We start from the raw sequence: 11,166 nt of genomic DNA on the forward strand, positions 1-11,166 counted from the left end.
CAAGGGGGTGGCACGGTGGCTCAGGCCCCGAGCATGCAGGAGCTGATCCGGCGTCGACGGCAGGCCGGCTTTGTCGGTCGGCAGAGTGAACTTGGCGATTTTCGTGGCAACTTCTCAGCTGCTGAAGAGCAACGACGGTTCCTGTTCAGCATTTACGGTGACGCAGGCGTTGGGAAGACGCTGCTGACAGAGCAGTTCCAGCGCGTGGCGAGGGAAGAGGCGGGAGCACTGACGGCGCGAGCGGATGAGTCGTCGGACAGTTTGGCTGCCACCCTGGAGGCGCTGGTTGGCCAGTTGGCGCCGAAGGGCGCAGCGAAGGCATTCGACAAGGCGCTTGCGGCGCACCGTCAACAACTGCGGGAAGCCCAGAACGTACCGGACCTTGCTGCTGCGGAAGGCCCCTCCGCAACGGGACGGATTGCGGCTGGGGTCGGGCTGGCGGTGGCGCAAAGCATGCCCGTGGTCGGTCCGCTGGCCAGCGTCGTCACCGCGCAGGAGGTGAGTCAGGCCGCGAGTCGCGTGGGATCGGCGTTGGCGGAGCGGGCTTGGAATACCGACAGTATGCCGCTTACTCCCGCAGCGGCTCTCAGCGGACCGTTCGTAGACCTCCTGCGCCGGCTCTCCGGGGATGCCCCCTGGCTGGCCTTGTTCTTTGACACTTATGAGCGCACCGAGGTGTTCCTCGGCAAATGGCTGCTCGACCTGGTGGGCGGCCGTTACGGGGATTTGCCGGCGAACCTGGTACTGACCGTCGCGGGACAGCGTCGCCTGCATCCCGGAATCTGGGCGCCCTATCTGGGTGCCATCACCTACCTGCCGTTGCAGCCGTTCACAGACGAAGAAGCACGCCTGTTGCTGGCCGCCAGGGGTATTACGACAGAGCCCGTTGTGGAGGCGATCCTCGAGATGACCGGGTGCCTCCCCGTGCTGGTGGCCATGCTGGCCGAGAGCCGACCGGCTGACATCACCGCGGTGAGTGATCACGCGGGCGATGCCGTCGACCGGTTCTTGCGGTGGGAGCCGCCGGAGCGCCATGCGGCGGCCTTGGCCTGCGCGTTGCCCCGTGTGGTCAACCAGGATGTGATGGACGTCCTGCTCGGTGAGCCTGTCAGCCGCGAGTTGTACCCATGGCTGCGAACGTTGCCTTTCGTCCAAGAGGATGCTGGGCAGGTCCGGTTCCACGACGTTGTGCGCACCGCGATGCTACGGCTGGAACGCAGCCGCTCACCCCAGCGGTGGCGACAGCGGCATCATGACCTGGCAGGCGCATGGCGCAGCTGGCGAGAGGGCCTGCGCATGGACGAGCGGGACGGCTGGTGGGATCCGAACTGGCAGGACTGCACGGTGGAGGAGACCTACCATCTTCTGTGCGCGTATCAGGAAGGCGCCCTGGCCAGTGCGTTGTGCGCGGCGGTGCGGGCAGCCGAAGTCGGCACGGTCATGGCACGACAACTGGCCGAAGCGATGGCCCAAGCGGGCGAGAACTCCGCCGCTGCTCGAGTGGCAAGGCTCGGCGCATCGCTTGCTGCCACCGTGGGCGACGATGCAAGGGACTGCACCGACTTCCTCTCCATGCTGCTGGATGACAGCCGCCTGGACCAGACCCATCGGATCGCCGCGCTCGCCGAACGAGCCTGGCTGCATCAACTCGCCAACCGACTGGAGTCGTGCCTGGCGGACGTCGATCGCGTGCTGCAGCTCCAACCGGACAACGCGGACACTCTGACACGCCGCGGCTATGTCTACCGACTGATGCGACGGCACCACGACGCCTTGGACGACTTCCACCAGGTTCTAGCCGCCGCACCGGACCATGTCCAGGCACTCGTCTTCCGAGGGCTGACGTTCGAAACGCTGGGCGGAGACGAAGCCGCGCTCCAGGACTTCAACCATGCGGTCGAGACGGCCGGGGAACATCTCGGGGCCCGCGTGCACCGAGGACGGCTTTTGCGTCGCAAGGGGCACCTTGCCCGGGCCTTGGCCGACTTCGACCACGCTGTCGAGCAGCATCCCGAATCGGCGTGGGCGTTGGTGGAACGAGCCGCGTGCCTGTACCACGCCGACCGCGCCGTGGAGGCTCTGGAAGCAATTGAGCGTGCGCTTGAACTTGAGGACGACACAACCTATGTGCACGCCAATCATGGCTTTGTGCTGTGTCGGCTGGGGAGGCTGACGGACGGCGTAGCCGCTCTTAACCGTGCGCTGGACGTCGAGCCGGAGAACGTCTGGGCCCTCACATGGCGGGGCTGGGCTACTGGGCGATTGGGCCACGCTGACGCAGCCCTCGATGATCTCAATCGGGCCGTGGCCATGGCGCCCAACGACTCATGGCCGAGCGCCGCCCGCGGCTGGCTGTACTGGGCAGCCGGCAAACCGGCGCAGGCACTGCCCGATTTGGAACGTGCGGTTGTCCTGGAACCCGACTATGAGTGGGCACACCTTGGCCTCGCCTTGACACTGCTGTGGCTGCAGCGCCCCACCGAGGCCCACGAAGCTTTCAGCCGTGCCGCGGACGAATGGAGCCGGCACGCGCCCTACGCGCAGGAACTGGCTGACCGCCTGTTCGACGTCCTGCGGCGGCACTACCGGCGCGACGACGAGGTGATACGGGATGCGGTTCACAACGCACCGGTCTGGATTCACCAGATCGGCCGATGGCAGAGCATTCGCCAGTTCGTACTACCGCTCCTGCGCAGGAGCAGCCTGCCGCTCATGCGGGACAGCGTCAGGATTCTTCGCTACGCCAGAACCGTCTTACGAGATCACCCCGATACCGGCCCGCTCGAGAGCAACCAGCTGACCGTCCTCGCGGACGAGGTATTCGATCAGTTGCCACAGCTGGACCTGGGCGAACGTGGCTGAGGCGCCGAGGCCCACAGGGCGCGCTCCCTGACCTGCCAGGCGGCGGCTGTGAGTCCCGGCATCTACCACACCGGTGGGCGTTTCTGCGTGAACCATGGCCGCCCTCGGTGGCGGTGGTGAAGACGGGTGTGCTGAGGGATCCGGGACCTTGTAGGCGGTGTGATCGTCGAGGCCGCGGGTGTCCTGGACGGGCATCGGACAGATGGTGGTGCCCGGCGCGCCGCTCGACTCGCTGCACATTCCTCTCCTCGCGCTTCAATGATCTGGACCACCAGCCGTTCTGTCGCTGGCCAGCAACAAGGCCAACCTGACCAAGGTGAGCACGCACTGGCCGGACACGCTGCGGGGTGGCCAGCTCCCTGGTGGCCGGGCAGGTCCGTCCGTGCCACCTGCTGCGGATGTTTGGCCGCCTGGGGCGGCTGCCACGCTGGGGCAGGTGTTCACCGAGTACGGCCGGATCGGCAAGTCCGTGCATCTGCTGCGTGTGGTCGACCCGGTGGCCGACACCACGTCGCCGAGCGTGACATGGGCACCCGGGGGTGTACGCCTTCGCGGGTGGCGAGTCCGATGCCGCGTGCGGCGCCGGTGACGGCGATGTCGGCGCCGCTCATGTCGATGGCGGGATTCTCATGCGCTGAGCTCCTGCCGGTTGCTGGGGTGGACGACGGTGAAGTCGCGGGCGTCGAAGCGTGCCACCCGTGTGCGGAGCCGGCCGGTGGACCAGGGCCAGCTGAAGCTGTTGCGGCCGTTGGCGTCGAGGTAGTAGCTCCGGCATCCGCCGGTGTTGTAGACGGTGCCCGAGAGGGCGGCCTGCAGTTCGGTGTTGTAGGCGGTCTGCACGTCGCGGCGTACCTCGACCGACGCCCACCTCTCGGCGCGTGCTGAGCGGATCATGCCGAAGGTGAGATCGAGCTGGGCTTCGAGGATGGTGAACGCGGAGCTGTGTCCGGTGCCCAGACCGGGACCGAGAAGCAGAAACGCGTTGGGAAACCCGGCAGTGACGGTGCCGAGGTACGCCTCGGGGGAGCCCTGCCAGTGGTCGGCGAGGGAACGTCCGCCGCCGTCGTGGATGAGGTTCGACAGGGGCATGTCGAGGATGTGAAAGCCCGTGCCGAGGATGATCGCGTCCACTTCGGCGCTGCTGCCGTCGGTGCCGATGACGGTGCTGCCGTCGACCGTGCGGACGGCGCAGGCGTGCACATCCACATTCGGGCCGGTGAGAGCCGGGTAGTAGTGGTTGGAGAACAGGATGCGCTTGCAGCCGATGGTGTAGTCGGGTGTCAGCTTGCGGCGCAGTTCACGGTCGCGGACCGTGGCGCGCAAGTGTGCGCGCGCCACGGCCTGTACACCGCGCAGCAGCGAGGGCCTGCGGAATCCGCGGCCCAACATCTCCATGGCCCGGTACTCCACCGCGGCCACCGCGGCCTGGGCGCCGGGCACGTGCCGCATCACCCACCGCTCGGCCTTCGGTATGCGGTGGTCCGGCTTGGGCAGCACCCACTGGGCAGTGCGCTGGAACAGGTGGAGCCGGTCCAGCTGCGGGGTGATGGCCGGGATGAATTGCACGGCCGATGCCCCGGTGCCGAGCACCGCGACCCGCTTGCCGCGCAGGTCGTAGTCGTGGTTCCAGCGCGCGGAGTGGAACACCTCACCGGGAAACTCCGCAAGACCCGGGATCTCGGGGACGAGAGGCTCGTTCCACGGCCCGGCACCGGCGATCAGGAACCGGGCGGTGAACTCGCCGGCATTGGTGCTGATCCGCCACCGTGCCGCGTCCGGCTGCCAGCGCGCTTCGGTCACGTGCACGCCGAATTGGGTGTGCTCGCGCAGCCGATGCCGGTCGGCGACTCCCTTCACGTAGGCGAGGATCTCCGGCTGATGCGCGTACACCCTCGTCCAGTCCGGGTTCGGCGCGAACGAGTAGCTGTAGAGCCGGGACGGCACATCGCACTGGCAGCCAGGATAGGTGTTGGCCCGCCACGTGCCGCCGAAGTCGTCGGCGGTCTCGATGATCAGAAAGTCCCGGATCCCGGCCTCGCGCAACCGGACCCCCGCGCCGACCCCGGAGATGCCGGCGCCGATGACGATGACCTCGAAATGGGGGCTCATGCCGTGGTGCTCCTATCGATGGCTCGCTTGACACGGTCGGGCGCGGTACGCAGGGAGACATCGAGGGTGGCCGGGCGGCGGGCGACGTTCATGAAGTTGAAGCCCATGATGGCCAGTTCCTCGGCGCCGGGCTCGATCCGGACGACGCGGGTCCCCGCTGCCCGAAGCAGGCGTTCCTCCCCGTCGAGGGTTCGGGTCATCCAGCGCCTGGCGACGCGTTCGAGGCGGCTCAGCCCGGTGGCGGGCGCGCCCCCGGACGTCGCCATCGGGGCGACGATCACCACCTCGTCCAGGTCGAGCGGGGCAACGAGGTCGGCCGACGTCGGCGACAACATCCCTCCGTCGAGGTAGGTGCGCCCGTCGATCCGTACGGGAGGGAACCAGCCCGGGATCGCCCACGACGCGGCCATCGCGCTGCCGATGTCGGCGACCGGGGCGTCCGGCGAACCGAACGCGACCCGTCTGCCGGAGCGTGTCTCGGTCGCCACCAGCCATGTACGTGACGAGGCGAGCCACAGGTGGCCGTCCGCCAGGGCTGTGCCGAAGCCCCGCAGCCACCCCGCGTCTCCCCGGCCGCGCGGCAGGAGGCCGAGCAGCCCCGACCCGAGCGGGACACGGCCCCGGGCTGCCGCCGCCGTCAGCCCGGCGCCCGGCAGTCCCGGCCACGGAACCGGTGGCAGGGCGCCCGGGTGCGCGTCGACGTGCCGCAGGAGCAGGGGGTCCGCCTCGGACCGGCCCTGCAGTGCCGCAAGCAGGTCGGAGACCGACCGGCCGGACCCTAGCGCGGATACCACCTCCGCCCCCGCCGACGTCCCCACCAGCACCTCTGCCGTGCGGGCATCCCAGTCGAGCTGCTCCTCGACCGCGGCCAGCGCTACAACCGCCCATGCGAAGCCGAGGGTGCCGCCGCACCCGACGACCAGCCCGCGTCGTTGACTCCCCGTCATAGATTCTCCTGGTATTTGAATCCCAAGGGAATCTGAAAGCTAGCGGTATCCTCCGGGGATGGCAAGACTGACCCGGGCCGAGAGCCAGGCCCGCACCCGCGAACACGTCCTCGACACCGCGTACGCGCTCTTCCTGGACGCCGGCTTCACAGCGACGTCAATGGAGCGTGTCGCCGAGGCGGCGGGTTACTCGAAGGGGGCGGTGTACTCCAACTTCGCCACCAAGAACGAGTTGTGCCTTGCCGTGCTCGACCGCATCGCCGCGGAACAGGTGACACAGTTGGCCGCCGCGATGGGTGACGCGCCCCGCTTCGAGGACCGGATCGCGGGATTCGCCCGCTGGGCCGACGAGACCATCGGCGACAGCTCGTGGACCTCGTTGGAAGTCGAGTTCGCCACCGCCAACCGCCGTGACAAGCAGGTGTGCGAGCAGCTCGCCCAGCGTCGACGCACCGTCACCGGCGCGCTCGCAGACCTGATCAGGGCGCAGGCGGACGAACTCGGCACTACACCTGCCCTGCCCGCCGACACCGCCGCCCTGACCCTGCTCAGCCTCGGCATCGGGCTCGGCGTCCAGCGCGCCTTCGACCCGACCGTCCCGGTGCAGCCCATCGTCGACCTGCTGCGCAGCGTCATGAGTGGGCGCCCCTGAGGGTGCCCATGCTGCTGTGCTGACGGTGCGGGCACCCGGCTGGAAGGGGCGGCTCGGAGGCGAGCGGGGCGATCTGCGCGAAAGCCGTGATGCCGAGGGGCGCTGGGGCGTTGCACCACTGGCGGAGCCGTCGCCGACCCGGAACCCCCGCGGACGGCTCTTGGCGCGCCGCGCAGTGAGGCTTGCTGTACGGCCAGTTGGCCGAGGCGGAGCGCTCGCGCGTGAGCGGGCCGAGCTTCGCGCCACCGGCACTCTCGGGCTCCAGCAGTCCACGAAAACGCCGTATTTCCTGCGGTCGATGCGAGTCCAAGACCTCCGCCGACCGGGAGGGCGAGTCGTACGACCTGTTCGCCACGGTGCTCCAAGTCCTGACCGAGGGCGGGAAACCGACACCCTCGCATGAGTCGGCATCCGCCGAGCACCGCCGCAGCAGGCCGTGGACACCATTCCGCTCCGCCGGTCCAGGCACTGCAGGCAGCACAGACCCCCGAGGGCCGGACCAGACGCGGCCATCGGAGGATGACTGCGAATCAGATGTCGGCTCACAAGACGTAGCCGTCCGTGATCGCTCCTACACAGAAGCTCGGACATAAGGCTGCTGCTGGCTACCGGTGGGTCTCGTCTCCTGTCGGAGGATGCGCGAGGACATGCCTCACTGCGCCCGACGAGATCGCGTCGACTTCGATGTGTCGTATGGAAACGCAAGCGAAGCGGCTCGCGTCGTACTCCGGCGTGATCTGAGTTCCCTGGATACCTGACCTGTCGTGCGGTCGGCGAACGGCTCAGGGAGCCTGTTCCGCCTCACGGCACATCGGGCAGGTCAACCGCCTGGCCGGCCGGTCGTGGATCACCTCGCCGGGTTGGGCGGTCCCCCGCAGGACCACCGACTCAGAACGCACGTGCTCGGGGCAGACAGCGGCCCCACATACTCGGCAGACAGCTACTGCCTCCGTGGTGCGCCCCGACTGGGCGCATTCGTAGCAGTTCATCCCCATGCCTCTCCGTCGTGCAGGAGACACCACGAGCGTATCGCCCGAGGGCCGGAATCGCTTGTCGCGGGCATCGAGGTCCCGCTGCGGCGGGAGCTCTGTGAAGTCGGGCCCGCGCCCGGCGGTCGCCCCGCCGACGGTGCCCTCGTAGCTGACCATGACCGTAGGCGATGAGGTGGTACATCGCGTCGCTCTCTCGGTTCACGTCACGCGGCGGCCCACTCTGAGTTCTTGGCAGGCATCGATCGCATCGAACGGCGACTGGAAGAGCCGCCTTTCCGCCTCCCTGCGGACACCTTCGACGACCTGCAGTCCCGGATCGGCAAACTCCTCGCCAGCCACCGCTCCACCCTCATCAGCGAAGCACTCAGCGGTGCCAGCCGGCTCCTAGAAGTCCTGACCGTGCTCGCCCTCGCCCCGCTCGAAGTCGCCGGGCGCCCACGGGCAGCCGCGCGTGTGAGTTCCGAGTAGGCCTTCAGGGATGGGGGAGAGGACGTGGCGAGCCCACCGCCGCGCCTGAGGCCATGGCACTCCGCCAGGCGTGCCCGGCCCCATCCTCCGCCGGGGCCTGTGCCACATTCAGCTCCGCCCGGCCTCGTCGACGGCTGTGTCACTGGATCCGGATTCGCCCAGGCCAGCGCGGTCCGTCGACTTCGGCGACCGCACGGTTGAGGCGGACGACCGGGCTGCCGGTCAGGCGGTTGAGCTCGTCGTACCACTTGACGATCTGTACCCGCTCGGTCTGATCGGTCGTGGGTGCGTCGGCGTGGAGGCCGCGGTCGCGGCATGGGCCTGGTACTCGCCCGGCTGGTTGCGGGCGAAGGCCTCTTGCAGGATCTGGACGCCTTCGGCGATCGACGCGGTGTCCCAGAGGCCGCGTCGGGGCGGCGCGCCGGGTGTGGCGGAGCAGTATGAGGGTGAGCAGCCCTTCCACCTCGGAGCGGTCGATCGCGGCCACCACCGCGTCAGCTGAGAAGGCGTTCCTCCCGCCGATACGGGAGGAATCAGGGGAGCAAACTCAGCCGCCGCTCTTTCGCCGAAACGACCGCTGAGTGGCAGCGGGGACCACGCACGCCTCGAACCTTCGACGCGTCGGCGTTCGCAGACAGAGCGGCCGAGGCCTCCTCCTGCTTGGCGCGCCTGCGCGCCATGGCATCCCGAAACTTGCCCTTCAGGTCATACTCGCCGTCCCCGCCGGGCGCCAGGACAGCGCTCTCGGGCTCGGCAGGCTCCGAAGCCTCAGAGGTAAAAGACAGCTGAGAAGCTGTTTCGGGTCCTTGCATGACAAGTTGGCTGGCCTGTTGGTGCAGGTCAACGGCTCGCCCCTTTGTGGCGGATCCGCCCCAACTGGGGGCGGATGCGGTTGCCGAACGTACGTTGGTCCCATGGGCGGGGACGTGCTGCCCCGACTGTGTCTGGTCGTTGCCATGGACGACGATGGAGGGGCCGCGGCTATGCCGCCGCTGTGGTGGTCCGCTGGCCGGCGGCGAAGGCGATGGCGGTGTTCTGCTCGGCGGGTGTCGCTCGCGGCACTGGCGGCGGATGCGGCGAGTGCGGGCAAGGACCGCGGCGGCCAGGTCGGCCTGACGGCCAGATGTCTGCAGTGCGGAACGTCCTGGACCGGATGTTCTGCTCGGCCTGATGCTTGCGCGCAGCCGATCGATCACCCAGGACCGCGCCGCGGCCGGCGACTCATCACGCGTGTCGGTCAGCGTCTGCTCAGCAAGGCAAGCGCCATCAACAGAACGCACCCTGCAGCATCGACGGTGAGGATCGGCTTGACCATGTTCGCGTCGAAAGCCTCCTGGGCCCGAAGAGACCCGAGGTAAGGCTCACGATCAGGGCCCCCAGTGTGCCGGCCACGAAGCGTGCCAAGCGTCGCGAGGATGGGCAGCAGACGGGTGGGTGTGATCAGGAGTGACACGGCGAGCAGCCCGGCCCCGATCGCGTTCAGGAGGAACAGTCGGCCGATCGTCTCCACATAGCGGCAGCCGTCGTACCGAAGGTGGAGGTGGCGGCGCCCATGGCCACGGCCGTTCCCGCCGCGGCCGGCCGGAGCGCGGTGAGCGCGGTCGTGCGCTCAGTAGCCATTGCTGTCGTTGGTGTTGGTGCTGTCGTCCGGTGAGGTGGTGCCGCCCACGGTGAGCTCGGTCTTCATGCCCATGCCCTTGTGGTCGTCGACAGGGCAGTAGACCTCGTACGTGCCGTCCTTCAGCGTGATGGTGAGGTTCGCCGACTCCCCGGGTTCCAGCGTCCGCGTCTTCTGTTCCGTTCCTGAGCCCTCGATCTCCAGGGCGTGGTCGTGGCCTCCGTCGTTCTTGGCGACGAAGGTGTAGTCACCCGCTTTCAGCGTCGTCTCGGAAAGCTGCATCTTGAAGTCGGTCATCTTGACGTCCACCTGGGTGGTTCCCGGCTCGCCACTCTGTTCCGGGGCCGGCGATGAAGAGCCGCCACCGTCGCCGTTACCGCCTCCGCACGCCACGAGAATGCCCGCCACTGCTCCGGCAGCCAGCCCGGGCCCGACGTTCCTACGCACGAACGTCATGAGCGTCGTCGCCATGTCTCGGCCCTCCGTGAGAAATCGTCCTGCCCAGAGGTACGGACGGGCCGCGCCAGGGGATTTCCGGCAAACAGCATCAAGCGGGAGAATGGGGCCGTGATCCCGCGTGGCACTGGGGGAATCCATTGGGCGAGTTTCGCCGTATCCACTGGTGTGCGCGGATCGGGCCTGCCACTTGGGCGGCTCTCGGACGAGGCGCTGCTGGCGGGAATGGCGGCAGGCGCCCCGGAGAGCGCCCTCGCGTTCGTCCGCCGGTTCCAGCGCATGGTCTTCGGCATCGCCATCGCTGTCGTTGACGACTCACAGCTCGCCGAGGACATCGCCCAGCAGGCCTTCGAAAGGGCTTGGCGTCACGCGCAGGTCTACGACTCCCGGCGTGGATCGGTGAAGACCTGGCTGGGGACCATCACGCACAATCTGGCGGTCGACGCCGTCCGCTCGCGCAACGCGACCCCGGTCTCGCCCGAGGACCTCGACGCGTTGCTCGGCATCGTGACCCGGACGCCCGAACAGTGGGCCGTGGCCGACGAGACGGCCTCCCGGATACGGGCCGCGGTGGGTGGCCTGCCGCGCGAGCAGGCGCGTGCCGTGGTCATGGCCGGGATCTACGGGATGACCGCACGGCAGATCTCCGAGTTGGAGGGGATCCCTCTGGGCACCGCGAAGACGCGGATCAGGACGGCGATGGGGAGACTGCGGACGGTTCTGGGACCCGAGCGAGCCGATCATGACTGACCGGGACTGCGCGTGGCTGAGGTCCGTCGCCGACGAGCTGGCGCTGGGTGTCCTCTCCGGTCAGGAGCGCGCCGAGGCCATCGCCCACCTGGACCGCTGCGCCACCTGCCGGGAGCACGTCGAGCAGCTGACGCCCGTCGCAGACGGACTGCTCTGTCTCCTGCCGGGCAGCGAGCCGCCCGTCGGCTTCGAGACACGGGTGATGGACCGGTTGCGCCTGAACCGGCCCGCACGACGGCGGCGACCACGTGCCGCCGTGGGGGGGGGGGGGGGGGGAGAGGGGGGATAGGAGGGGGGGGGTCGGTCGGGGGT

General features: G+C 68.7%; 10 protein-coding genes and 3 pseudogenes. 6 read left to right on the top strand and 7 right to left on the bottom strand.

Annotated elements, in window-relative coordinates; all coding sequences use genetic code 11:
- Positions 1 to 33: 33 nt before the first annotated feature.
- Positions 34 to 2,862 carry a tetratricopeptide repeat protein gene (locus tag ACFQ6S_RS06195; RefSeq protein ID WP_383404211.1) on the top strand — a complete coding sequence of 943 codons (2,829 nt, stop codon included), beginning with the start codon at positions 34 to 36 and terminating at the stop codon, positions 2,860 to 2,862.
- Positions 2,863 to 3,136: 274 nt separating this feature from the next.
- Positions 3,137 to 3,370 (top strand): annotated as a pseudogene (locus tag ACFQ6S_RS06200) (Tn3 family transposase); the annotation flags it as partial.
- Positions 3,371 to 3,489: 119 nt separating this feature from the next.
- On the opposite strand, the gene ACFQ6S_RS06205 reads toward ACFQ6S_RS06200, so the two are convergent.
- Together ACFQ6S_RS06205 and ACFQ6S_RS06210 are read right to left on the bottom strand one after the other, a co-directional pair.
- The gene (locus ACFQ6S_RS06205) at positions 3,490 to 4,971 is read right to left on the bottom strand and encodes a flavin-containing monooxygenase (protein ID WP_383404213.1); all 1,482 of its coding nucleotides are present in this window, start codon (positions 4,969 to 4,971) and stop codon (positions 3,490 to 3,492) included.
- Positions 4,968 to 5,918 carry a patatin-like phospholipase family protein gene (locus ACFQ6S_RS06210; RefSeq protein WP_383404215.1) on the bottom strand — a complete coding sequence of 317 codons (951 nt, stop codon included), beginning with the start codon at positions 5,916 to 5,918 and terminating at the stop codon, positions 4,968 to 4,970. Before ACFQ6S_RS06210 ends, ACFQ6S_RS06205 begins: the two co-directional genes overlap by 4 nt.
- Positions 5,919 to 5,976: 58 nt before the next feature.
- Here ACFQ6S_RS06210 and ACFQ6S_RS06215 point away from each other — a divergent pair, with 58 nt between their 5' ends.
- Positions 5,977 to 6,570, top strand: coding sequence for a TetR/AcrR family transcriptional regulator (locus ACFQ6S_RS06215; RefSeq protein ID WP_383404217.1), 594 nt, complete (start codon positions 5,977 to 5,979; stop codon positions 6,568 to 6,570).
- A gap of 782 nt (positions 6,571 to 7,352) precedes the next feature.
- Here the strand turns inward: ACFQ6S_RS06215 and ACFQ6S_RS06220 are convergent.
- Positions 7,353 to 7,718 (bottom strand): DUF2180 family protein, encoded by a 366-nt coding sequence (locus tag ACFQ6S_RS06220; protein WP_383404218.1) that lies wholly within the window; start codon positions 7,716 to 7,718, stop codon positions 7,353 to 7,355.
- A 72-nt stretch (positions 7,719 to 7,790) separates the two neighbouring features.
- Here ACFQ6S_RS06220 and ACFQ6S_RS06225 point away from each other — a divergent pair, with 72 nt between their 5' ends.
- Positions 7,791 to 8,030, top strand: coding sequence for a hypothetical protein (locus ACFQ6S_RS06225; protein ID WP_383404220.1), 240 nt, complete (start codon positions 7,791 to 7,793; stop codon positions 8,028 to 8,030).
- A 166-nt stretch (positions 8,031 to 8,196) separates the two neighbouring features.
- Here the strand turns inward: ACFQ6S_RS06225 and ACFQ6S_RS06230 are convergent.
- The 4 genes and pseudogenes from ACFQ6S_RS06230 to ACFQ6S_RS06245 form a co-directional block, all read right to left on the bottom strand.
- Positions 8,197 to 8,520 (bottom strand): annotated as a pseudogene (locus ACFQ6S_RS06230) (RNA polymerase subunit sigma-24); the annotation flags it as partial.
- Between the two features lie 57 nt (positions 8,521 to 8,577).
- A pseudogene (locus tag ACFQ6S_RS06235) lies at positions 8,578 to 8,842 on the bottom strand (DUF5302 domain-containing protein).
- A gap of 425 nt (positions 8,843 to 9,267) precedes the next feature.
- Entirely contained in the window at positions 9,268 to 9,540 is a 273-nt protein-coding gene (locus ACFQ6S_RS06240) for a hypothetical protein (RefSeq protein WP_383404222.1), read from the bottom strand.
- A 99-nt stretch (positions 9,541 to 9,639) separates the two neighbouring features.
- The gene (locus tag ACFQ6S_RS06245; protein WP_383404224.1) at positions 9,640 to 10,245 is read right to left on the bottom strand and encodes a cupredoxin domain-containing protein; all 606 of its coding nucleotides are present in this window, start codon (positions 10,243 to 10,245) and stop codon (positions 9,640 to 9,642) included.
- An 84-nt stretch (positions 10,246 to 10,329) separates the two neighbouring features.
- Here ACFQ6S_RS06245 and ACFQ6S_RS06250 point away from each other — a divergent pair, with 84 nt between their 5' ends.
- Entirely contained in the window at positions 10,330 to 10,854 is a 525-nt protein-coding gene (locus tag ACFQ6S_RS06250) for an RNA polymerase sigma factor (RefSeq protein WP_383404355.1), read from the top strand.
- Positions 10,847 to 11,143, top strand: a complete 297-nt coding sequence (locus ACFQ6S_RS06255; protein WP_383404226.1) for a zf-HC2 domain-containing protein — start codon at positions 10,847 to 10,849, stop codon at positions 11,141 to 11,143. The genes ACFQ6S_RS06250 and ACFQ6S_RS06255 overlap by 8 nt, the downstream gene beginning before the upstream one ends.
- The last annotated feature ends 23 nt before the right edge of the window (positions 11,144 to 11,166 follow it).

The sequence above is a fragment of the Streptomyces sp. NPDC056479 genome, assembly GCF_042795335.1.
In the GTDB taxonomy this organism is placed as follows: Bacteria; Actinomycetota; Actinomycetes; order Streptomycetales; family Streptomycetaceae; genus Streptomyces.

What these genes read in the sequence shown, in the direction of transcription:
- ACFQ6S_RS06195 (WP_383404211.1), top strand. Translation starts at nt 34, where the DNA reads ATGCAGGAGCTGATCCGGCGTCGACGGCAGGCCGGCTTTGTCGGTCGG.
- ACFQ6S_RS06205 (WP_383404213.1), bottom strand. Translation starts at nt 4,971, where the DNA reads ATGAGCCCCCATTTCGAGGTCATCGTCATCGGCGCCGGCATCTCCGGG.
- ACFQ6S_RS06210 (WP_383404215.1), bottom strand. Translation starts at nt 5,918, where the DNA reads ATGACGGGGAGTCAACGACGCGGGCTGGTCGTCGGGTGCGGCGGCACC.
- ACFQ6S_RS06215 (WP_383404217.1), top strand. Translation starts at nt 5,977, where the DNA reads ATGGCAAGACTGACCCGGGCCGAGAGCCAGGCCCGCACCCGCGAACAC.
- ACFQ6S_RS06220 (WP_383404218.1), bottom strand. Translation starts at nt 7,718, where the DNA reads ATGGTCAGCTACGAGGGCACCGTCGGCGGGGCGACCGCCGGGCGCGGG.
- ACFQ6S_RS06245 (WP_383404224.1), bottom strand. Translation starts at nt 10,245, where the DNA reads ATGGATTCCCCCAGTGCCACGCGGGATCACGGCCCCATTCTCCCGCTT.
- ACFQ6S_RS06250 (WP_383404355.1), top strand. Translation starts at nt 10,330, where the DNA reads ATGGCGGCAGGCGCCCCGGAGAGCGCCCTCGCGTTCGTCCGCCGGTTC.
- ACFQ6S_RS06255 (WP_383404226.1), top strand. Translation starts at nt 10,847, where the DNA reads ATGACTGACCGGGACTGCGCGTGGCTGAGGTCCGTCGCCGACGAGCTG.